At 43.8% G+C, this 22,964-nt stretch carries 16 protein-coding genes; 6 read left to right on the forward strand and 10 right to left on the reverse strand.

The genetic code is table 11. From position 1 onward, the window contains the following. Positions 1–128 precede the first annotated feature (128 nt). From ASV53_RS25355 to ASV53_RS00485, 6 genes are all read right to left on the reverse strand, one after another. The gene (locus tag ASV53_RS25355; protein WP_189337796.1) at positions 129–281 is read right to left on the reverse strand and encodes a hypothetical protein; all 153 of its coding nucleotides are present in this window, start codon (positions 279–281) and stop codon (positions 129–131) included. A gap of 914 nt (positions 282–1,195) precedes the next feature. Beyond that, the gene (locus ASV53_RS00465) at positions 1,196–3,049 is read right to left on the reverse strand and encodes a response regulator receiver domain (protein ID WP_094955706.1); all 1,854 of its coding nucleotides are present in this window, start codon (positions 3,047–3,049) and stop codon (positions 1,196–1,198) included. Further along, a complete protein-coding gene (locus ASV53_RS00470; protein WP_094955707.1) occupies positions 3,042–6,101 on the reverse strand; it encodes an ATP-binding protein in 3,060 nt (1,019 codons plus the stop codon). The genes ASV53_RS00465 and ASV53_RS00470 overlap by 8 nt, the downstream gene beginning before the upstream one ends. Positions 6,102–6,187: 86 nt before the next feature. After that, a complete protein-coding gene (locus ASV53_RS00475; protein ID WP_094955708.1) occupies positions 6,188–7,354 on the reverse strand; it encodes a DNA cytosine methyltransferase in 1,167 nt (388 codons plus the stop codon). A gap of 91 nt (positions 7,355–7,445) precedes the next feature. After that, positions 7,446–7,997: an HNH endonuclease gene (locus tag ASV53_RS00480; protein ID WP_094955709.1), complete on the reverse strand. Its 552-nt coding sequence runs from the start codon at positions 7,995–7,997 to the stop codon at positions 7,446–7,448. Positions 7,998–8,240: 243 nt separating this feature from the next. Then, on the reverse strand, positions 8,241–9,953 hold the full coding sequence (locus tag ASV53_RS00485) for a class I SAM-dependent methyltransferase (protein ID WP_094955710.1): 1,713 nt from the start codon (positions 9,951–9,953) through the stop codon (positions 8,241–8,243). A gap of 541 nt (positions 9,954–10,494) precedes the next feature. Between ASV53_RS00485 and ASV53_RS00490 the strand changes: the two genes are divergently transcribed. Both ASV53_RS00490 and yjjX read left to right on the forward strand, forming a co-directional pair. Then, entirely contained in the window at positions 10,495–11,133 is a 639-nt protein-coding gene (locus tag ASV53_RS00490) for a helix-turn-helix domain-containing protein (protein WP_062691317.1), read from the forward strand. A 115-nt stretch (positions 11,134–11,248) separates the two neighbouring features. Next, on the forward strand, positions 11,249–11,794 hold the full coding sequence (yjjX, locus tag ASV53_RS00495) for an inosine/xanthosine triphosphatase (RefSeq protein WP_094955711.1): 546 nt from the start codon (positions 11,249–11,251) through the stop codon (positions 11,792–11,794). Positions 11,795–11,897: 103 nt separating this feature from the next. Here yjjX and trpR read toward each other — a convergent pair whose 3' ends face one another. After that, on the reverse strand, positions 11,898–12,206 hold the full coding sequence (trpR, locus tag ASV53_RS00500; protein WP_048898040.1) for a trp operon repressor: 309 nt from the start codon (positions 12,204–12,206) through the stop codon (positions 11,898–11,900). A gap of 58 nt (positions 12,207–12,264) precedes the next feature. Then, positions 12,265–14,181, reverse strand: coding sequence for a murein transglycosylase (gene sltY / locus ASV53_RS00505; RefSeq protein WP_094955754.1), 1,917 nt, complete (start codon positions 14,179–14,181; stop codon positions 12,265–12,267). A gap of 138 nt (positions 14,182–14,319) precedes the next feature. Between sltY and ettA the strand changes: the two genes are divergently transcribed. From ettA to ASV53_RS00520, 3 genes are all read left to right on the forward strand, one after another. Further along, complete coding sequence (gene ettA, locus ASV53_RS00510; protein ID WP_094955712.1) at positions 14,320–15,987, forward strand: energy-dependent translational throttle protein EttA; 1,668 nt, start codon at positions 14,320–14,322, stop codon at positions 15,985–15,987. Positions 15,988–16,354: 367 nt separating this feature from the next. Beyond that, the gene (locus tag ASV53_RS00515; protein WP_094955713.1) at positions 16,355–16,723 is read left to right on the forward strand and encodes a PilZ domain-containing protein; all 369 of its coding nucleotides are present in this window, start codon (positions 16,355–16,357) and stop codon (positions 16,721–16,723) included. Positions 16,724–16,738: 15 nt separating this feature from the next. Next, positions 16,739–17,728: a M23 family metallopeptidase gene (locus ASV53_RS00520; RefSeq protein WP_062691315.1), complete on the forward strand. Its 990-nt coding sequence runs from the start codon at positions 16,739–16,741 to the stop codon at positions 17,726–17,728. A gap of 120 nt (positions 17,729–17,848) precedes the next feature. Here ASV53_RS00520 and radA read toward each other — a convergent pair whose 3' ends face one another. Continuing rightward, a complete protein-coding gene (gene radA, locus ASV53_RS00525) occupies positions 17,849–19,228 on the reverse strand; it encodes a DNA repair protein RadA (protein ID WP_094955714.1) in 1,380 nt (459 codons plus the stop codon). A 147-nt stretch (positions 19,229–19,375) separates the two neighbouring features. On the opposite strand from radA, the gene ASV53_RS00530 reads away from it, so the two are divergent. Then, positions 19,376–21,733, forward strand: a complete 2,358-nt coding sequence (locus tag ASV53_RS00530; RefSeq protein ID WP_094955715.1) for a PilZ domain-containing protein — start codon at positions 19,376–19,378, stop codon at positions 21,731–21,733. A gap of 125 nt (positions 21,734–21,858) precedes the next feature. Here the strand turns inward: ASV53_RS00530 and serB are convergent, their stop codons facing one another. Next, the gene (gene serB / locus ASV53_RS00535; protein WP_094955716.1) at positions 21,859–22,809 is read right to left on the reverse strand and encodes a phosphoserine phosphatase; all 951 of its coding nucleotides are present in this window, start codon (positions 22,807–22,809) and stop codon (positions 21,859–21,861) included. Positions 22,810–22,964 lie beyond the last annotated feature (155 nt).

Here is a 22,964-nt window from a genome sequence, read left to right on the forward strand (position 1 = left end):
GGTTTTATTTTTTTATTGGTTTTGGTTTTTGTTTTTCTTTCTTTAATTGCCACATCTGTTTTATTGTTATCTTTTTTCTTACAAAGACTAAAAACATGTTTTAACTTTTCTATTATCAAAACCTATCCTTACAGTGGGTTTTTACCACCAAAAGCCTTTCTTATTTCCACAAGTAGCTCACTTACAAGCTTCCTTTTATCTTCTTCTTCTTTTTTTGAGTTGATGTATTTTGATAGAGCTTTATCAACATTAAATTTAGAATATTTATTATCATCACCCATGCAATTACCCCTTAATATATTTGTACAGCACAACTATAAGTAGTTATGGCTATAAACTTATTGAACAGCTATTTTAAAACAAGAGTTCGTAACGACTTGGACGCAAATATACATGTAACTTGGGGAAAGGCAACAAGGTAAGAATGGCGGATTTATTGTGTTTTTACATTAAAATATGACTATTTCCATTACATTTTAAAACTCCCCATTAATAGACTTGGCCTCCGCCCCTTACTACCACACTTAATAAAAAAGTATACAGTCAAAAAAATAAATTATTTATTTTTACTGTGTGCTGCTTTTTTAAGCAAAAACAGATAAACCTAACAATTCCTAAAGGAACTTCTTAAGTCTGCGAGGGATCATACTAATCCCTTCGCTATAACACTGTTAATGCAGATTAACTCAGTACTCCCCTGCCTCTAGGGTGTAAATCGACTCATGACTTGAAACAGGGAGTTGAACAGGCGTCCAATACTTGTAACGCTTGAATGATTTTCTATAAAACAACTAGCTAAAGCATTAGTTGTGCTTGTTGTGTACTGATGTTTTGTACTAAAATGAGATTACTCTTGATTTTTAGCAGTATAAGTTGCTGATTTCAAACTAACTTTAGTGTGTGATGGCAACTCCCGCCAGCTCCACCAAACGTTTGGAACGGGACATCTTCGGATGTCCCGTTTTTGTATCTGCAATAAATCAAAGACTTAACGTGTCTATGCATAACGCCCCCCTCAGATCTCTTTGTTTTTTAAAGGCTATAATATGGTAATTTCAAAACTAGCAGCAACGCTAGTGGCAATCACAAGACAACAAAATCGCCAGAAATACAAGGGCAAAGAAGGTGACATTTCGACTGAAACCGTCACCTTCTTTAATTAATACTGCTATATACAACTGAAATTTAAACAGGTTTACTTCATAAAACCATTTAGATCAGTAAAACCAAGTCCGACACGAGACTGATTAGAACCAAATTTTTGTAATAAATTAAGCGCATATTCATACCTCAACTCTGAAACTGGCTTTGCTAGTAACTCACGAGTTTCAAGAGGTAGTTTCCCATTATCACCTTCATTTACTTGCTCAGATTGACGCAAACAAAAAACCCGTAAAATACCATCCATCGAAAACACTCCTCGATTGGATGCATAGAACAGATCCCAAATAGGATTATCACTAGGCTTATGCCCTAGGCAAAAAGCTTCTGGTTTACCATCTAGCACTAAATAAATAAAGTTATTAGAGTTTGCGTCTTCATTCGCTCGGGAAAGCTTTGGCACCGGAAGCAACTTTACTGCTTTAAAAGCAAGAAAATCAGAACCTATTCGACTTTCCCAGCTTTTTCTCTCTCGAGGAACCAAGTCGCAAGCAGGACTTAAACATACCCACAAATCACCATCGAAACGAAGCACAGTCCCAGTAGTCAAATGGGGGCCAAATTCCGGTTGCGAGCAATTAAAAGCATTAAGATGTGCTAGCGTATTATTTGGATCGATGTTTTTTCCAAAAAAATACTTTTCGGCATCTTTCGCACCACCGCCTACTAGCTCTGAGACCGAATCTACAAGGCGTTGAGAAAACTCCTTTAGTTCCAAATGGGTGGCTCTAGCTAACTGCTCCCAATGGGCACTGATTATTTCATTATGAGTATGTAAGGCCCCTTCTTTTAACAAATTGTTTAACCAACCTGCTTGAGCTTCTTTTTGGGAAACAATCTTGTTCGCTTGCTCCAAACCATTTTCGTCTATGCTGGCGCGTATCTTTGCCATTAGTAGATGCATTGGTGAAGAGTTTGCCTCTACTAATGCCGCTTTTAAGGGGTCAATGAGTTCAGTCTCTGGAGATTGATCTCCTTTCTTAATTACAGATATAAACACTCGACCAGTAGAGATAAAGTTAGGATTATCTGCCCCCTTCCAACACCAAACAGTGTCTTCAACGGCACCACTGACAAGAGGGATTTTCAACATTTTAAGTTGTTGCCCAACATACCATTTTGTCAGGGTTGACTGAGGGATACCCATTAGCTTGGCAACATCTATAACTTCCTGTTTAAATGAGTTCAAAAAATGCTGGGGAAACATTACATTGCCACAGTTCTTTTCTCCAAAACCCAGATGCTCCAATATACTTTTAATTCCCATTCTCTGGCTAAAGAATGAATAGCTAGATCCTTCATCGTTGCCATCAAGCCAAGCATCAATAACACCTTCTGATTCCTCATCAATTACAAAGGGGTGCTTTTCTGGGAAAATAAAAGTCTCTCTCAACACTTCATCGAATACTTTCTCAATGTCACCACCATCGAACCCTTTTGTGTGAACAAGAATTATATTGAATCGGTTATTTTTTTTAAGCTCAGAAATGATTTTTCTAGCTCTTTCCCCACTATTAGTCGTAGGGACCCCTTCTAAATGATAATCCAGAACAACTAAATCACTATGATTAAGATATGGAGGCACCCCATCCTCACCCCCTAGTTTTGGATCTTTGCCATCAAAGACATCAAGACTCCAATTCTTTTCTTGATGACACATTGAAATAATGCTTTGCAAACGCTCGATATTTTCTGGCTTCAGCTGCTTATGAGGTATTGCGTCTGTCGTCTGAACCAAAAATTGAGACAATGTTGGGTACTCATCATCAATGACTGTTACGTTTTTAATTGGATCGATGAAAGCTTCGTGAATCATTTGATGATACTTAGGAATAAGAACACTTTCGATTGGCACCTCCACAGCCGTTGCTACTGCCGAACTATTCATTCTTCATCCCCTTGAATTCAATTGCAAAGTTTGCTCCAGCATGTACTTTGTAACGGTCACGTGTTTCATATCTTATTTTGTGACCGCTGGCGTTTAGATTTTGTTTAGAGAGGTATAACCCAACTCCTCTTCCTCCTCGCTGCTTACGAGTGAAGAAAAGTGTAAATAGCTGTTCAATGTCATCGATATCAACTCCAGGACCATCATCTGAAACAACGACTTCGCCATCTATGACATCTAGCGTAATTTTTTGTTCTGACTCATGTTGTTGAACCCAATATAGAGAATTATTAACTAAATTGATAAATACAGGAAAAACCCTCGATGGCATATCAACTATAGCTATAGATTCGAAGCTTCTAGTCGCACAAAAAGTAACACTGGATCTTTCAAACTGCTCCCCAAAATATGCCTCAACATAGCTAGATATTTCTTTACCTGAAATTTTTCTCGACACCTTCTCACCTGAGAGCTTCAACGGAGAAAGAAAGCGTAATTTATCCATCAATGCTTGATGAGCTTCATCTACACGACGTAAATGACCATTTTGTTCTGGAGATAAATTAGTTTGAGCCAAAGACTTAAGCCCGAAATCTACACTTCGGTCCAAGCTTTCCATTTCATGACCTACAATTTCTACCGTTATACCTAGTTGAGCAAGAGAGTGAAGTCGAACTAACTCTTCTCGATACTTAATTGACTCATTCATGCTATGCAAGGCTAAACCTTCCAAGTCAATTTGTTCTTCAAGGCTTTCTAGAGCTGTCGCATAAGGGCCCAGTTTCTGTCTGTTTTCTACATCAACCTTCAATTGGGTTTCATCTAGGATCGTTAGCACCTTACCCAAAGAAATTTTTTCTAGCTTGAGATCTTCTAGAGCGTCTTCAACTTCAAGTTTGTATTGGTCTCGACATTGCTTAACTATTCTATCAAAATCAGACACCTGCTTAGTCAACGCTTCTTTACCACGTGAAGCATATCGGTTGATGGCATTGTTCAAACTGGTTAGCTTACTGCGATATACTTCATTGGCTTTTTCAAAATCTGTCTTTTGAGAGGACTCTTCTAGCGCTTTATTAACAACGACCGTAAGCTGCTGGACTATTTCTTTAGCTGCAAGTTCATGCTTACGATAATAGCGGTAGTCCTCTTCAAGGCGACCTAAATTAGGTGGAACCGGGCTCAAAGAATAGTTTTGGGTCGATTCACTTAAAGCGTCTGCTTCTTTCTTCAGTTTTTGCAGCTCATCCACTGAGTTCAATTTAATACGGCTTTCAAAGCTGTGTTTTAGGCTACTAAGCTTCTCTAGATGCTCGACTAGTGAGCTGGTATTTTTCTTTATTGCGGTTCGTATACGCTTTCTTTCACGAGACAGCAACTTTGTACGATCATCTTCCGCTTTTTGCAGTGCTTTCTTTTCTCGAATAAATTCAAGCGTTGGTTTCCTGTTTTCAGCTTTTCCACCAAAGTGTTCATCAGCCACATCGATGAGTATTTTCTCTACTATTTCTTTGAATAGCTTAGATGCACGGTTTTCTATAAAGCCTTCACGCCCCGCTTTATCTTTCAGATTAGGGTTGTTCTCTCGAGTAATAGCAATGCGCCCAAACATACGACGGTTGGACCAAAAATATCTACCCGCACTTTTAGAACGTCGCTCTTCAATTCGAAAATAATCATTATCTGCACGCCCATAGGGCATAACTCTTAAACCGTCTCTATAAACTCGGAAACCAGCATATTTTTCAGCTTGCTCAACAAATGAAGCATGCTGATCATCCGATAAGGATGTGCTTCCTATCTGCATCTCAAATGTTCCAGCCCTCAAATGAAAGGGGCCGAATGCACTGTCTTTTCGTGTTTTGTATATTTGCTTAGGCTTAACAACGTAGTCTTCAATCCATTCGCCAAAGACCTTCACTCTGCCGGAAAAATATCCTTCACTATCGACTTGCCCTTCGACAACATGCTCTAAATCTTCTAGGTTAGCTAGATCAAACTGCCTATCCTTCCCTAGAATTGTGTCAGGATAAATCCCTCGCCAAACTGTCACAGAGCAGCTAAAACTGTCCGTCTGTGGTTCATTATTTTTACTAAACGGATCTACGAAATTTGATAATGTTTGGAAAAAATTCTCTTTATAACCAACGTCTGTTTCTCCGGCTTCTTTATATGGCGTCGAAGAGAGCTGTGCTTTCAAATCTTCAGATAGTTCAGCTGTAAACATAGCTGTGCCTTGATCGCTTTCTTCTTTCCAAACAGCCCATTTGCCAAGATGACGCTCAGAAAACACTTCCTTTATCAAAGTGTTTTCTATTTTCGATTTAGTGGTTTCTTTTAATGAAATGCCTTTTTCTAACTCCAAATCACTATACTGCTTCCAAGCAGATACTAAACGGGAAGTTCTTGCTTTAGATACAGCTCTTGTAATAGTTAGAGCTTCCTCTTCTTGTATATTTTCAACCAATGCAAGTGCTGACGCTTCAGCTTGAATTTCTGTCTCAGAATCCCCCCATAAGTTCCCTAGTAACTTATCAAACATCGTTGGAAGCTCTTCCAACACATCTGCACAACTATCAAATTCATGAATAGGGATACGAATATCATCAAGATATATGTAAGGGTTTTCAAACAAGCGCCAATCAATTAATGCCGCAACAAATCTATCGTTTTTTCGCTTAGACACCAGCAACAACAAAGGGCCTAAAGCAGCACTCGATAGACGACCTATCCCTTTTTGCCCTTGTTTCGCTCGGTGCTTCAATCCATTACGGTCAGCTTCCAAAATTTCAAAACCGTCTGTTTTAGATTCAGTTCCGATAGTGAGCCACTTTTCCTCGAAATCTTGACGGCTCATACCATGGCCATTATCCAACAATGCTGCAACATCAGTATCTCCATCAAACAAATGAAGGCTTACATCTGTTGCGTATGCATCGAAAGCGTTTTTCCATAGTTCTGATATGGCAGTCGGGCAGTCTGCAATCTGCTCCCGTCCAAGATGATCAATCGTCCTTGCCCTAGTTTTAAAAGTTGAAGAGGTATAAGCCATAAAAAGATTCCAGTTATTTATAAGCTCGTATTTTATCTAGCTTACTGAAAATAAAAAAAAAGCGCCTAACATTGTAGGCACTTTCATCAACTCAATCTACTGCATATATGCTCGATGAGGGTTTTACCAAGCAAAGGCGGGACGGCATTCCCAATTTGACGAGCCTGCTCGGTTGAGCTGCCATAAAAATTGAACCAGTCAGGAAAGGACTGTAAACGAGCAGCATGGCGCAATGTCATCCCATGATCTTCCCAAGGGTGAACAAAACGACCTTTTGACGGATTATTACAACCAGTAGTAATTGTATTGCTTGGTGTATGAATCAATATTCGCCCGTACACATCTTTGTGCCCTTTGTAGCCATTTGAATGACACTTTAGCCTGTGTTGTTCACCAGCATCTTCACGACTACCGTTTAATGGGGTATCCGCAAAGCGCACTTTCATCATGTCACTTGGCTTCATGTGAATGTTACATGGATCATTCTTCTTAATAGTCTTCCCATGAGGAAGTAATTTGAGAAGTTTAAACACTTCTTCTTTATCACGCTTATCTTTCTTATCGAAGAAATCTTCCCAGTAAACTGGGTATAGATGCTCTGGGATTTTTTCAAATACTGATGATGATGCTAACCATTCAGGCTTTTCTCCTGAGACTGGAGAAAAATGAGTCTCTGCTGGTGGGAAGACAATTTCGTCCGAGTCTAAATCATTTCTAATTCCAAAAATAAATACGCGCTTACGGTTTTGAGGAACCCCGTAATCTTTCGCATTTACTGTGTCGCAGAATTTAATTACATAACCAGCATCTTCAGCTAGTGCTATGAACTTATCTAAAAATGGTTTATGGCGTTTCCATAAAAGACCAGAAACATTTTCCACCAAGAAAGCTTTGGGTGAGAACTCGTTAACGAACTCAAAATATCTCAGAAGCAAGGCATTTCTCGGGTCATTTTTACCAGCATCTTTAATACGGTGTGTTGAAAAACCTTGGCATGGTGGCCCGCCGAGTATCATGTCTAGTTCGCCTGGCTTTAGTTCAAGATCTTGACGAAGCGCTTCCGGCTTTATCAGATTGATATCTCCGTTGAGCAATTTAACCTGGCGTTTCTGATTTTGATTGAAATTTCTATCATAAGTGTCTGCTGCAGCTTTATCGAACTCAATTGCCGCTAAAACCTCCACGCCAGCATAATGAGCTGAGAGTGTGAATCCTCCGGCACCAGCAAACAAATCAATAGCTTTAACTGACATCAATATAACCTCATAGTACTTAGCCGCCATATTCTACTGATTTGCAGCTAGATTACTATGATAACTCCCACTTTCAACAAGCTCGTTTTTATCAACTTGATTTCACAAATGCTTCATCAAGTTGTTTATACATACTCAATGATTTTTCTGACTCTGTTTTAATGTTTTCATATAGACTTGCCGCTATTACCCGAATGGCATGCTTTTCATTTTCATTAAGTTTAGGGTACGAAAATCGTTTAAAGTTACCCTTGATTGCTTCTTTTCTAGTTTCATATAGTTGCTCCTCTTTTCTATATGAACAAACTGAAAACAAGTGTTCCTCCCAACTACAGAAAGACTTATCTGATTTTCTAGCCCGCTTGTTGCACAATTTACAACAAGGGACAGTGTTCCCCGGATGATGCAAACCAAACTCTGTCCGGTTAAACATCAACACATGTTCAACTTGAAGGCGTTCAGTTTTTAGCCCACAGTAAGCACAACAAGACTTGAAGTAGGTATCTCGGATAGCTTCCCATATTACTTTTCCTTTCCCACTCGCGGTGTTAAATGAATGTCCCAAATAATATTCACCAACCTTAGTCAAAAACGCTCGGACTGCAGTGTTAGCTGAATCTGAAGCGGTGTTGTATACAGCCATGGCCTCTTATTCCCCTTTTCTAAATTACAATTTCCTATGATTTGTTCCGGTATCTAAATATGACAGCCATCAAAATACACATTACTTACTCATCGTTAATTTTGATGTCAAGTCTTAGGACGTCATAAGCTTTAACAGAATAAACCAAGCACCCTATTTTTAGGACATCAACAAAATAATTAAGGCTGGTATATATAAAAGTGTTCGAGCTCAAAAGCAGTTACCTAAATACCAGAAATAAACCTACCACTCCCCTACTAACAATCGGCTCTTCACGCCCCGTACTTGTAGCCCCATGGCTTCGAACACTAGCTCGAAGTCGTGGCATTGTGGGGGAATATTAGGAAGTGATAATGCGGCTTCAGAGAAGAAGCGTGTTTGTAGCGCGTCGTCTTCCCCCCACGCCAATTGCCACCAATCGAGAATACGGCTTTTTGAGGCTTGGAGGCGATTTGACGTTGGGACTTTATCGCTCTTTTTCAGGTTTTCGCTGGCGGTAGTGGGTAGCAAATTCCACTTGTCGTTATTGGGCCAGTAAGCAAATGGCAGGCAGTGATCGATGTGGAAGATTTCTTTGAGCTTGCTGCCACTCCACACGCTATATAAATCTGCATCTTGTTTTTTAAGTTCGGCGACCCGCTTGCGCACATCGCGGGTGTCATGATCTTTGTCTATCCATACCAAGCAATCATGGTAGGTTTGTAGGCCAATATTTCGGGCGCGGTTTAGCTCAAAACGCTGCATTTCTAAAATCCATTGGTTAACCACTAATGGCTCTATCCATGCGTTATATAACCGGAAACACTCCCACAAACTTTCATCCAGCACAAAGCTGCCGTAGCTGGCTAGAAAGTCACTATCGATAACGAGTGAGGATAAGGTTTTACGACGTTGCGATGAAGGCTGAATATCAAATAAGCGATTCGTTTTATCACCTTGGTATATAAAGGTTACAGGTCCGCTTTTAATCGTTGCTAAGGTATGCGACAGCGCTTTTTGTAATGCTTTGGCTTCGTCACCAAGAAACATTGCCCCAACGGTTAAATCGTCAGCCGCTAAATGTTTAAGTTGGTTCCAGCCATCATCTTTAACAAAACCCAACCCTTTGCTGGTATTCGAGTTTTGTTGAATACCACCACTATTTTCAATGTCGATATCAATCAAACGCTTGAACTGGCGCATCCAATACAGCCCTACTAACCCTGCGGGGATCGCAACCTTACCATCGCTGCGATCAATCACAGCACCAGCATGAGCATCCGCCACGCGTAGCAAGGTACGTAGTAACGCGAGTTTGTAGGTGGCTGATTTACTGTCATTCACAATAATATGACGCACACGGTTTAAGTCACCCGAGCCATCATCAGGTAGGCTCATCACGACCGTTTGCCAATGCACTTTATCGCGATTAAGGGAGTCTTGGCTGTCGCTAGTGTGCTTGACTAGCAATGCGCTGTTTTTAGCAAGCTGCTCTATTTCTTCTACCGATACCCCATAGTCTTGGCGACCATCATCAAATCCGCCATGACGTAAGGTGATCACTAACCGACCGTTTGAGGCCAGCAAATTAGACAGCTTGCGAAACGCGCGTTCTCGGTGACTTGGGGCTAGGTGCATCCAAACCGCGCTGACTAAGATACAGTCAAAACGCATCCCTAAGTTTTCTGTTTTACTCAGGGCTGGCAAGGCATCGTTAAGCCAAGTTACCGCGGCGCCTGTGTGCGCTTTTCCTGCTTGGCGCAGTGCATCACAAGGTTCTAGTGCAATAACATCGCAACCTTGGGCTGCCATCCATTTAGCATCTCGACCGCTCCCTGCACCCACATCCAATACCCGATCACCGCTGTGCGGCCAAAACGGCTTCCAGCTCGCGTGAACACTCTCGAAGGTGAGCGAGTTATATTGCTGACAAAGGCTTGGGGTATTTTGTTGGTAAAATGAGAGCGTTGCAGACATAGTGATAGGTCGATTATTAAACTCATTGCATCATAGAGGAGAGGCATGCGGTTAGCAAACAAGATGTATCATGCCTTACCTTTATTGAGCAGTACCAATAAATGCCCCTCCAACGCCACATCCTATAAGGATGGGTGCGAGTTTTATAACTATTACCTTCCCCATTTACTTCAATATACGCTATACGAAAGTCACTTTTGTCACAAAAGGCAACTATGCGCATACTCAAAATATGAGCAGTGAATCATATTGCGCCTTGATATCACATAAAAAATATATTTCAATAACTAGCACACACGCAAATCATGATACCCCTCCCAAAAAGGCAGCCTAAATGGCCTATTTTTGACTCAAGGTTAATTCTTAACTCGAATTTTGTCCCTTTTTTTACCCATAACTATTTTGAAATATATTCCTTTAACGAAACCCATCGCACTTTTTATACCCCAGTAATTCCTTTGATTTTGTTATCAGTAAAATAAGTTATGACTTTTAAGAATGCCTTTTGCATTCAAATCTACTGTGAGCAGGAAGCTAAATTATGGAATATTTAGAAAGAATTAAGCGCTTAGCCAAAATTCAAGGCATTAGCCAAAAGCAACTTGGTGAAGCATTAAGCCTTCAGCAAGGCACTATGAGCCGTAAACTATCGGGTAAATACGGCATTGAAGTGCGTGAGCTTGAAACCATCGCCACGACACTCAACACCTCTATTAGCTACTTGCTAACTGGCCAAGTCGATACCAGCACCCAAGCGACCACGACGATTAACAATGAAGTAAGCCAAGGTTCTACCGCCACTTACATTCCGGTTATTCACCGTAAAGATTTCTCTTCCTTTCGCCAAGGCGCAACAGTGGATGTAGTTAGCAAACGTGCGATCCCGGCCCACCTAGACCGCGACGAGTGCCTAGGCCTGTTTGTTGATAACGAAAATATCGCACTTTGTGCACCAGTCGGCAGCTATGCATTAGCGACTCGCACTGCAAGCTACCGTCCGAAGCAGCCTGTCTTTGCTTCGGTACGTGGCAGCGAACCTGATTTTTACCACATGACACAGCTTGCTGATGGTGTGGTGTTCTCGACCTCGCAACCTGATTTCCCTAACCTATTTGTGAACAACGATGAGTTCCAAATTCATGGTTACATCATTCAGTCTGATTGGGCTTACGATCGTTAATCTTTAAACGATTATTCCCGCTCAGTAGATGATTTAAATAGGCGCCGTGACTTCACGGCGCCTATTTGTATTTGTACAATCATCGCCTTCTCTTATTCTTTAACGGATTATGACCATGGCCACGATTATTGTCGCATCTACCAACCCTGCTAAAATCTCAGCGGTCGAGAACGCCTTTGCCGAAGCATTACCGCACATGACTTTTAATGTTGAAGGTGTGAGCGTAGCAAGCGAAGTACGCGATCAACCCATGACAGCTGATGAAACCTTACTCGGCGCACGTAATCGCGTTAAGAATGCTCGCAAACTCGTAGCGAATGCCGACTACTACGTGGGCCTAGAAGCAGGGATTGATGGTTCGCACACTTTTGCCTGGATGGTAATTGAAAGTGGTGAACACGCATGTGGCGCATTGCGTGGTGAAGCGCGTTCGGCCTCGCTACCTTTGCCTCCAGCGGCATTGGCACAGCTAGAACAAGGTATCGAGCTAGGTGATGTAATGGATACCATGTTTAATGAAACCAACATTAAACAAAAAGGTGGGGCGATTGCGATGCTGACCAACCATAAGCTCAGTCGCAGCTCTGTCTATCAACAAGCCTTGATCTTGGCGTTGATCCCGTTTTTAAATCCGGCCTTATTCCCCGAGATCGCGTCGTGATTAATGGGTGACATAACACCTGATAATAGCGAGATCAAAAAAGCCCATGACATCACGGATGTCATGGGCTGTTGTTTTCTATAACAGGTTAACGTAACAGGCGTTACAGCTGTTTTTTCAGTAATTCAGCCAGCCAGACTTTCACGTCAGCATCGTGATGCTTTAACTCGTTAGAGCCTCGTGTAATCGTCGCTACTCCCACACCCAGCAATTCACTGATTTTACGCTGGCTACGCTCGCCATTTAGCAGTTCGTGAAAAATATTCACACGAGATAATAAAGAATCACGTTCATCTGGCGTGAGTAACAGCTTCATCAATACATCGTCTTTTTGCTCATCCGATGCCTGACGCAACAAATCAATTACCTGTTGCCACTCGGTAAATTCCGGTGTTTCAGTGGTAGTGGACATTTAAACCTCATTCTAGGCATTACGTTCTGGCGCAAATATTACCTGTTTCTCAGGGCAGTTAATAGCTTGCTTGCAGTTCCTCGGGCGTTAGCAAGGGCTTTTTCTGCCCCATGCGCTTACTGTAATACACATCAAACATCAGCACATTTTGCACATACCCTCGGGTTTCATTAAACGGAATGGCTTCAATGAAGGTAAAAACATCCAGCTGCCCATCGGTTTGCTGCTGCCAACGGTTCACTCGGCTAGGGCCCGCGTTGTAAGCAGCAAACGAGTACACCCGATTATTGTCATGGCGATCAAGCATCATTTTTAAATACCCACTGCCAAGACGAATGTTCACGCCGGGATCGAACAAGCTGTCTTTGCCTTTATAATTTCGCTCTAACTTCTTGGCGGTTTCTTTCGCTGTGGCAGGCATTAACTGCATTAAGCCGCGTGCCCCGACTGGCGATTGCGCTTCGGTGTTCCACGCACTTTCTTGGCGCGCTAACGCCATCATAGTGGTGGTCGGTAAATCGCGCTCTTTGCTAAAGAAATCAAACCACCATTTGTGAGCCAATGGAAAACGCAGTTCGTGATAGCTCCATAAACGCCCTGCAATAGTGGCTTGTACCGCTAAGTGGTGCCAACGGTTAGCGGCGGCATAGGTCGCCAACGTTAAGGCTTGTTCTGGCTTTTTACCGCGTAGCAAATACGCCCACTCGCTACGGGCGGCATACAGTTTATCGACCGCCACTAGCTCTTTAATACGGTTTAACGTTTCACGGTCGCCATCGGTATCTTTGACAACCAATTTGCTTTTGCTGATGGGGTATTCAATCGGCTTTTTCAATATTGTGGCCGCAGCAACACTGTAGAAATCGCGCAGGCCAAGCAAGGATTCATACATCTTATTGGCTTGTGCTTGCTTACCATCACGCGCTAACAAATACGCTTGCCAAAATGTCCAACGGGTGGTCTCTTTCGCTTTAGCGGGTAAACGTTGTACCCACACTTCCACTGCAGGCCAATCGCCTTCACGCATGGCATTACGAATACGGCGTTCTATCAAGCTGACCTTGGTGCTTTTGGCGATAACCTTATCGCGCCAAGTGATCAAGTCAGCGTTATCTGTGGTCATTAAGCGTGAAGCGACAAACTCGGCCAACTGTTGGCGTTTGGCTTTGCTGTAGTGCTGACCATCCATAGTGCGGGTATAGTGTTTTACCGCTTCTTTTACGTCTTTACGTGCCAAGCGTTGATAAGCCGCGGCGGTTAATTGTTGATTAAACGGGGTGACTTTACTGGCTTTAGCAAAATCAGCCACCAGCGCGGGCTTATCCAGTAATTCAATCACCTTATTACCCGTAATACGGCCCGAGGTGGATAATTGCTTATTCAGGTACGTCAGGAATTTTTTATTACCATTCTTGTACACCAGTATCATACGGTTAAGAATGTTCTCATCGTGACGTTTACCCGCCTTGTCCCATGCCTCTAACAGCGGATCGCATTCATCGGCTATCGAGCTGCCTTTGAGCCAAATTTGCTCTGCGCCCTGCCATGCTTGCTGCTTTTTACCTTGTTGCAATTTGGCGTAGTAATACTGACATTGCAGCACTTCATCACGCGGCTTGGTTGGCTGAAACGCGAGCAGCTCATCCCAACGTTGAGCGATGGCAAGATAGCTGGCGTAGCGGTATTGAATCGTGGGGTGGAAGGGCAGCGTTTTATATTGGGTTAAAAAGGCTTGCACTTCCTGTGGTGATTTATTTGTTAGGCTGCGAGAAAAATCACGGTAATCCAGATACGGTGTTAATGGATATTTATCCAATTTGTTCCGTAACTGACTGAATTTTTCAGCATCGTTATCTTCAAGCGCGTCTTGTGCTTGCTCGTACCATGCCCGTTGTTCGTCTAGTGTGGCTGCCTGCAATACAGGTGCAACCCAAGCTCCTAGCCCGATACACGCGGCGTATAGCACCTTTTTCATGACAGTTGTTAACACAAGAAAACTCCATTTCGTAGTCGCATTATTAATCTTAACCACTAATTATGAACATTACTGTTAAAGTTAGGTCAAGGTCGAGTAAAATACCCCCTTCCTTTACGATTAGAGATTGCAACGGATATGGCTGAATACGTCTATACCATGTCGCGCGTGGGCAAAATTGTTCCACCTAAGCGTCAAATCTTAAAAGATATTTCATTAAGCTTCTTCCCTGGTGCCAAGATTGGTGTTCTTGGCCTGAATGGTTCGGGTAAATCTACCCTGCTTCGCATTATGGCGGGCATTGATACCGATATTGAAGGTGAAGCACGCCCGCAAGCTGGCCTTAAAGTCGGCTACCTACCACAAGAACCTGTACTGGATGAAGAAAAGACAGTACGTGAAGTGGTTGAAGAATCAGTTGCTGATGTTAAGAACGCATTAAGCCGTCTTGATGCGGTATACGCAGCATACGCTGAAGAAGATGCAGATTTCGATAAACTTGCTAAAGAACAAGGTGATTTAGAAGCACTTATCGAAACCAAAGATGGTCACAACCTAGACATGCAGCTAGAACGTGCGGCAGATGCCCTTCGTTTGCCTGAATGGGATGCGAAAATTAAATTCCTATCAGGTGGTGAGCGTCGCCGTGTGGCTATTTGTCGCTTATTGCTTGATAAGCCAGACATGCTGCTACTTGATGAACCAACCAACCACTTGGATGCAGAATCTGTGGCTTGGCTTGAGCACTTCCTAGTCGATTACAGCGGTACTGTTGTGGCAATCACGCACGACCGTTACTTCCTAGACAATGCTGCTGGCTGGATCTTAGAGCTTGACCGTGGTGAAGGTATTCCATGGGAAGGTAACTACACCTCTTGGCTTGAGCAAAAAGATGCGCGTTTGCAACAAGAATCTGCGCAAGAGAATGCTCGTCAAAAAACCATTGCTAAAGAGCTGGAGTGGGTTCGTCAAAACCCTAAAGGTCGTCAATCTAAGTCAAAAGCTCGTATGGCGCGCTTTGAAGAGCTTAACAATAACGATCACCAGAAACGTAATGAAACCAACGAGCTATTTATCCCGCCAGGTGAACGCCTAGGTGATAAAGTGCTTGAGGTGAAGAACCTAACCAAGTCATTCGGCGATCGCGTATTGATCGACAACCTATCGTTCAGCATGCCTAAGGGTGCGATCGTCGGTATTATCGGTGCCAATGGTGCAGGTAAATCGACCTTGTTCAAGATGCTAAGCGGTGTCGAGCAACCCGATTCTGGTACGGTAGAACTTGGCGAAACAGTTAGCCTAGCCTCTGTTGATCAGTTCCGTGACAGCATGAACGACAGCAACACGGTTTACCAAGAGATCTCTGAAGGTGCGGAAATCATCCGTATCAACAACTACGAAGTACCCGCACGTGCTTATGCGTCGCGCTTTAACTTCCGTGGTAGCGATCAGCAAAAGCTGATTGGCGATCTATCTGGTGGTGAGCGTAACCGTGTTCACTTAGCCAAACTGCTAAAAGCGGGCGGTAACGTATTACTACTCGATGAACCAACCAATGACCTTGACGTAGAAACCCTACGTGCATTGGAAGAAGCGCTGCTTGAGTTCCCTGGCTGTGCCATGGTTATCTCGCACGACCGTTGGTTCCTTGACCGTATCGCAACCCACATTCTTGACTACCGTGATGAAGGCCAAGTTAACTTCTACGAAGGTAACTACACCGAATACACTGAGTGGCTGAAGAAAACACTGGGCGCACAAGCGGCTGAACCACACCGTATTAAATACAAGCGTATTACTAAGTAATACCGCTAATCACAATCTGATGAGTCAGGTTTTGATTGTACTAAGGGCTGCCGATGCAGCCCTTTTTTGTGACTATTATTTGGCATTGCCATTTGGTTACGTCCCCCACACACTCATAATCTCCCACAACCTCTCACAATCGCCGTACACTGCTTGGTGTATTGCCTGACGACAATTTTTCCACGATGAACCATACGCTCTGCACTTTTTCAGGTAAGTACATTATTGCGATTTCCGTATAATTAACTGATAAAGCGCTTAATTTGTGATCATCTAACTGGCGTGTTTGGCCATTTAACCGTACACTGTTAGACAAAGCTTGTTATGTCTCACGACCCTTTATAATTACTATTAAGAATACATAATTATGGTTGAACGTCGTCACTTTAAGCGCATCATGTATCAAGCACCTGCTACGTTACATCAAGCGGATGGCAGCTGGCAGACAGATGTAAGAGACTTGTCGTTACAAGGGATTTTAATTACCCGCCCTGAGGGCTGGCACCCAAGTGAAGATGACACTTACACCATCACCTTTTGTTTACATGAGAGTGATATAAAATTGAGCATGGACACTCAATTAGTGGATAACTGCGAAGATTACCTTCGTATGAATATTCATCACATCGATATCGATAGCGCTAGTCATTTAAAACGCCTCGTCGAATTGAACGTCGGCACTGATGAACTGTTACATCGCGAACTCGAACACCTAACGGATTTACACAACATTTAACTGTAACGAATCATCATGTCAGACACTATTTGTATATCGGTGTCCCACCGTCGTGGGACATCCCATTATTTGATCAACCGATTTAAGAAACGCTACGCCGCTTTTTTAGTCTTATTGTTAGGTGGTATGTTGAGCTACGGTAGCTTGAACATTTACCAGCTATACCAACAAAACGAAGTTTCAAACGTCCAACTCAGTCAACTGAATGTTCAAGCCGAACAGCTCAGTGATTCGTTGTCGGAAGAAAACGCCACCAACCTTGCTTTAAGCCAAGAACTAGAAGACAAGAAAAATGAACTCATGATGCTAGAACAGCGGATTGATGACGTAGAAACCATCCTTGGCTTACAGGCGGAAAACACCAATATACCGTTAGAACAACGCGTCGACAGTGCCGCGATTAGCTCAGCTGTGCGTGGCACGCTGTTTCGTCTGATCCCCAATGGCAGTCCAACACCTGACACGCGCATGTCATCTCGTTTTGGTACTCGCATTCACCCTGTGACAGGCAAGCGTAAGCGCCACAATGGGCTCGATTTTGCGGCTAACATTGGCACGCCTATCTATGCCCCTGCCGACGGTGTGATTGAAAATGTTCGCCCAAGTAATAAAGGGTCTGGTAACTTCATCAAGCTAGATCATTCTTTTGGTTTTATGTCGACCTACTCCCACATGAAGAAATTCAATGTGAAGCGTGGTCAATTTGTCCGCAAGGGTGATTTGTTGGGTTGGACGGGTAACTCAGGGTTATCGACGGGGCCACACCTGCATTACGAAATTCGCTTTTTAGGCCGAGCACTGAACCCGCATCATTTTGTCGTATGGACACCCGATAATTTTGATTCACTATTTGAAAAAGAAAAATCGGTGCAATGGGCGACCATGCTAGAAATGATCAACAATGTGGTATCGATGCAAGTGCAACTGACCCAAGCACCATCGCTTGAGCCCACGATTAAGACGGCCAATACCGCGCCGCGCCAATCAGAGCAACGTCAGCTATAGCGACAGCTCACTTGTCGTCAGCATTAAAAAAGCGAGTATGAAAATACTCGCTTTTTTGTTGAAAGCAGCCCAAGGTAAACAATCGCTGATTTGATCTGTTGATTCGATCAGCAGGTTCGATTAGCTGACGCGATCAAATGCGGCCAGCGCTTCTTGCAGATCTTCGACGGCAATAATTTCAATCCCGCTCACCTGACGGCTGGCGTTCGCCTTAGGGACTATCGCGCGGGTAAAGCCTTGCTTCGCCGCTTCGCGGATACGCTCGACACCATTAGCGGCTGGGCGAATATCGGCATTAAGGCCAATCTCACCAAATACTAAAACATCTTGCGGAATGGGCGCATTTTTAAAGCTGGAGAAAATCGCCAGCAATACCGCTAAATCTGCCGACGTTTCTTCAATTTTGATCCCGCCGACACAGTTCACAAAGATATCCATGTCAGTCAGCATCACCCCACCATGACGCGCTAATACCGCAATCGACATCGCTAAGCGGTTATGATCATAACCCACCGATAAGCGACGTGGATTTTCAGTCACCGAGGTATTACACAAGGCTTGGATTTCCACCAGCAACGGTCGTGTGCCTTCCCATAAGGTGGTACAGGTTGAGCCTGCGTGGTTCTTATCGGAGCGGCTCAAGAAAATAGCCGATGGGTTCTTCACCTGCTTCATACCTTGCTCGGTCATGGCAAAAAAGCACGATTCCGAATCGGCACCGAAACGGTTTTTTGAAGTGCGTAATACGCGGAACTTTTCATCCGACGTTGATGACAACGCAAACAAGCCATCAACAATGTGGATCAGCTGCATTGGGCCTGCGACGTTTGAATCTTTATTAATGTGACCGATGATAAGGAAGGTCACACCTTCTGTTTTTGCGTAACGCGTTAACGCCGCAGCGGACTCTTTCACTTGGCTCGGGCTACCCGCCGCTGAATCATTGTGTGCCACTGTCATGGTTTGGATCGAATCGATGATCACAAAGTCCGCTTTTTGCTGGGCAACCAAATTCAAAATCTGTTCTACTGACGTTTCAGCAACGACATTGATTTTATCTAGGTTAGGGGTGTTCAAACGTACCGCTCGTTGAGAGATCTGATTGATCGATTCCTCACCCGAGACGTAAAGCGCTGATTTATGTTCCGCAACCGCACCGATACTTTGTAACAACAGGGTCGATTTACCTGCGCCAGGATCACCACAAAGTAATAAAACAGACCCCGGCACAATACCGCCACCCAAGACACGATCAAGCTCGGTAATACCCGAACTATAACGGGGTACATCCGTTGCTTTTACTTCCGAAAGTTTCTGTACTTTGGTGGCTGCGCCTGCATAACTATTCGTTGCACTTGCCGCCCCTACCGCCGCTTTTGTTTTAGGGATAGTGAATTCTGTAATTGTATTCCATGCCGCACAAGCACTGCATTGTCCTTGCCATCGAGGGAAGTCTGCGCCACAGTCACTACAGACATACGCGCGCTTTGTTTTGGCCATTTTTCACCCTAATTTTTCTACTAAATTATGCACAATACTCAAAAAGCATAACAAAATGACTTTTTTGTCAATTTATTGCCATTAATGACTAAACTTTTGCGCCAAAATACAGATAATAACTGAAGACGTAAACTATCAGAAGAACCCATGCAGCTGGACGATTATAAAGGATTAATTGAGCAACTTATCCCTGTTTACGATAGCAGTGACTTTGAGCACGTTTTTCAAATGCTAACGCAAGACGAAACAGGGCCAACGCGCTTACAAATAAAGTTGGAATTAAACCGCATAATGGCGCGATGCCATAAAACGGTTGATCTGCGTGGGCGAGTCAATGGCGAATGCCGTGAGTATCTTCTCGATGGGATCAAACACTTCCTTGATGATGTCGCGATTAACACCTACCACAAGCGCATCAAACAATACGGTAATATCTACCGAGTTGGTGTGTACGAAGCATTAGTGAATACCCGTAATAATTTTCGGGTATTGCACAAGCAAGGTAAATTCAGTCCCAATACCGCCTCTGGGCCAATCAGTAGTCGTGATAGTCAATTTGACGTCGATGCGATTCGCTTTGGTCATTATCTTACCCGTGGCGAAAACCGCACCCAAGTGTCAACGCCGGTGAATTTAACCTTACCGCTCGGGCAAGCCGTGCACGGTATTACTTCTGACATTTCCAGCTCTGGCGCCAAAATCAAAGTGCCATCGGCATTTAATTACCACCTTGGCCAAACCATTAATGTCGCGTTTACTGATATTGCCGAGAAATTCCCTGATTTACGTAAGCATGCAGAAGTCACCTATCGGGTATTGGGGATTGATGACAACCCCGACAACGACAGCTACAAATGGCTACGACTGTTAGCACTATCAGACAGTGGCGGCATTCAAGCAGCAATAGCTCGCTACCAAGCAGCAAACCCAAATAAGTCACGTAACGATCACGAAGATAAAGTGATCCAAACCCGTACCATCGGCTACGAACACTGCTATTTAAAACACACGGCCAACATTCCGTTATTTTTTGCAGGTACCGAGCTGAAATACAGTTTACTGACTGATCATAACCGCCATATTTGGGATTACTGGCATGATGAGCGTAATCAGCCGGTGATTAACCATCTGCTGTCAGCAAATCGCATGGCGATCCTTGGCAAAGATGGCTTAAAGCAATGCAGTACCTTGTTGTACAGCTTTACCCATGAACACGAAAACAAAACCCATTTTTACTCTGCTGCACTGCCTGAAATGACGCAAGAACAGCGTCGTTTGTTTTGGCACATTGGCGCAGCACGTGAAAGCTGGCGGGTCACCAAAGTGACGGTATATCCGCTGGGCGAAGAAGATTTAAATTACTTACAAGCCCTGGCGCCAGAAATGCAAGAGCAGCTTAACTCACTAACGCACATTGGTATTTTACAAGACTTAACCCACCAAGAAGCCAAAGCCGATTACCGCTTATCCGCCAAGTCACAGCTGAGTTCAAATGCGCTTCAGGTTTTCCGCCATCAACGTAACCCTATCGCCAAGGCACAAGGGATCTACTTCGATCCTAAGCCGCAGCGCAGTGAAGAGCGTTACTTGTTCAAAACCCCGCTAGAGCTGAGTCATCCAACGCTAGGTAAAACCATTGGTGCCTCAATCGATTTCTCAACCCGAGGGCTAAACTTACAACTCTGTGAGCCTGTCGCCTTAAAGCGCAATGACAAGGTTAATATTCGCTTTAACGAGCTACAGAAAATTGATCGTAATGCGCCGTTGCATTGCATGCCTTATCGTGTGGTGCGTGTCAGCCCGAATCGCTGCAATATTCAACTGACCACAGGTTCAGGCTCTGATGCCGCCAAAGGAGAAGGCTTTTTACGTCGGCTGATCAAAAACAATGAAGCTCGGTTGCGGGTTTGCCACGAGCAGCAACCCGAAGGTGAGCTATTACTCGCGATGCACCAAATGTTATTAACGCGATTAAATAGCACCCCCTACTTTGCTGAAAAAGTGGATCATAAGGCAAAAGTAAAAGCCATTGGCTGTAACTTCCCGCTGGCCCCCTTACCCAAGTTATTTAACCAGCTAACCAATGACCATCATTTCTCTGTGTCACCTATTTTCCAAAATAGAGTCAACAAGATGCTGTCAGAAACCATGCGTCCGGTAGAAGTAAAAGCCCCTTACCTTAACGAAGTGTATTTATGGGTAAAGCGCGAAGGGGGCGTTATCGAGAAAATGGCGAGCAAGTCAGTAGATGAATTCATTAATACCGAGCATCGCATTCGCTTTATTCAACAAGCGCGTGAGAAAGGGGAGTTTTTCGCTATCCGTGTGACAGCCGTGCCTGTTCTGAACCCTCTTACGGCATTAACAGGCAAAGAGTTAGGGGAATTAGCACGCTTAACCTTACACCGTGCGCGCGCGCTAGAGGTTGAATTTACCTCACTGATTGGCTGTGGCGAAATCTATGACGTGACAGATGAAGTGTTAGTGCGTCTAGAACTCAGCTAAGAAGCCACACTGCATCGCAGTCCATGAAAAGACACCTGCAATAACGCCAGTCAATGACTGGCGTTTTGTTTATCTAGCCCACACATTCTTTGAGCCAGGATGAAAAAGTACCAAGGTTCGGGTTATTACCAGTTCAGCCCTTGCGGTAAGAGCGAAGCCGATAAAATACACATCACACCGCCTAAATCAGCAAAGCGAATGACAGCATCGGCTTTCGCTTCAACTTTGGGTTTCGCGTGATAAGCAATGCCTAACCCTGCCGCGGCCATCATGACGAGATCGTTAGCGCCATCCCCAACCGCAACGGTATTATGGTAAGGAATATCATAATGTTCAGCCAGCTCGACCAGCACATCAGCTTTAGCTTGGGCGTCCACGACATCACCGAGCACTTTACCTGTCAGCTTGCCATCAACAATCTCTAGGGTATTGGCTTGCGCATGTACTAAACCCAGTTCGTCTTTCAGATAATCAGAAAAGTACGTGAAGCCACCTGAAGCAATTGCGACTTTCCAGCCATAATGCTGCAATGTTTCGACCAGCTCTCGCAGTTCAGGCATCATAGGCAGGTGGTCACGTACTTGCGCTAAAATGGCTTCATCTGCCCCTTCTAACGTTCCCACCCGCTGGCGTAGGCTTGCTTCAAAATCGAGTTCACCTTGCATTGCACGTTCTGTTACTTTCGCCACTTGCTCGCCGACCCCAGCAAGCTTGGCGATTTCATCAATACACTCAATTTCGATCGCGGTGGAATCCATGTCCATCAACACGAGTCCAGGATCTTCTAAATCGGGTAAATCTGCCGTCGCAACCGCATCAAGCGAGTGTTCAATAACAGCTTGATATAATTGATCCTGCAAAGCATTACTGACTAATACTGCGTCATATCCCCCGACTTTCCATGCGGCAACAACCTGCAGGGTTTCATCCGCCTTTGCACTAATGTCGTCTAATTGAACAGAGGTTACTGTGCGGCCATAAATCAACGTCGCCGCTTTTTGTTTCACTAAATTTGGCGTAGCGACAATCTCGGGGAATCGCTGTTGCAGCAACGTATGTTTTCTAATGGTCAGCAAAATTCATCATCCTTGTGAAGTAGTTATACTCATGGTGTTGGGTGAAACGGCCATGGGTATAAACACTCGACATCGTAGCGTTTAGCGGCTTTCGCGCTCTCTATACTCTAGCGTTTTAACAAGAGTATTATCGAGTTTTTTTCCGCTTTAAAGAA

Origin of the sequence: Photobacterium sanguinicancri (genome assembly GCF_002265265.1) — a bacterium.
Taxonomy (GTDB): Bacteria; Pseudomonadota; Gammaproteobacteria; order Enterobacterales; family Vibrionaceae; genus Photobacterium; species Photobacterium sanguinicancri.

Excerpts from the sequence above, each read along its gene's own strand:
- ASV53_RS25355 (WP_189337796.1), bottom strand. The coding sequence starts at position 281 with ATGGGTGATGATAATAAATATTCTAAATTTAATGTTGATAAAGCTCTA.
- ASV53_RS00465 (WP_094955706.1), bottom strand. The coding sequence starts at position 3,049 with ATGAATAGTTCGGCAGTAGCAACGGCTGTGGAGGTGCCAATCGAAAGT.
- ASV53_RS00470 (WP_094955707.1), bottom strand. The coding sequence starts at position 6,101 with ATGGCTTATACCTCTTCAACTTTTAAAACTAGGGCAAGGACGATTGAT.
- ASV53_RS00475 (WP_094955708.1), bottom strand. The coding sequence starts at position 7,354 with ATGTCAGTTAAAGCTATTGATTTGTTTGCTGGTGCCGGAGGATTCACA.
- ASV53_RS00480 (WP_094955709.1), bottom strand. The coding sequence starts at position 7,997 with ATGGCTGTATACAACACCGCTTCAGATTCAGCTAACACTGCAGTCCGA.
- ASV53_RS00485 (WP_094955710.1), bottom strand. The coding sequence starts at position 9,953 with ATGTCTGCAACGCTCTCATTTTACCAACAAAATACCCCAAGCCTTTGT.
- ASV53_RS00490 (WP_062691317.1), top strand. The coding sequence starts at position 10,495 with ATGGAATATTTAGAAAGAATTAAGCGCTTAGCCAAAATTCAAGGCATT.
- yjjX (WP_094955711.1), top strand. The coding sequence starts at position 11,249 with ATGGCCACGATTATTGTCGCATCTACCAACCCTGCTAAAATCTCAGCG.
- trpR (WP_048898040.1), bottom strand. The coding sequence starts at position 12,206 with ATGTCCACTACCACTGAAACACCGGAATTTACCGAGTGGCAACAGGTA.
- sltY (WP_094955754.1), bottom strand. The coding sequence starts at position 14,181 with ATGAAAAAGGTGCTATACGCCGCGTGTATCGGGCTAGGAGCTTGGGTT.
- ettA (WP_094955712.1), top strand. The coding sequence starts at position 14,320 with ATGGCTGAATACGTCTATACCATGTCGCGCGTGGGCAAAATTGTTCCA.
- ASV53_RS00515 (WP_094955713.1), top strand. The coding sequence starts at position 16,355 with ATGGTTGAACGTCGTCACTTTAAGCGCATCATGTATCAAGCACCTGCT.
- ASV53_RS00520 (WP_062691315.1), top strand. The coding sequence starts at position 16,739 with ATGTCAGACACTATTTGTATATCGGTGTCCCACCGTCGTGGGACATCC.
- radA (WP_094955714.1), bottom strand. The coding sequence starts at position 19,228 with ATGGCCAAAACAAAGCGCGCGTATGTCTGTAGTGACTGTGGCGCAGAC.
- ASV53_RS00530 (WP_094955715.1), top strand. The coding sequence starts at position 19,376 with ATGCAGCTGGACGATTATAAAGGATTAATTGAGCAACTTATCCCTGTT.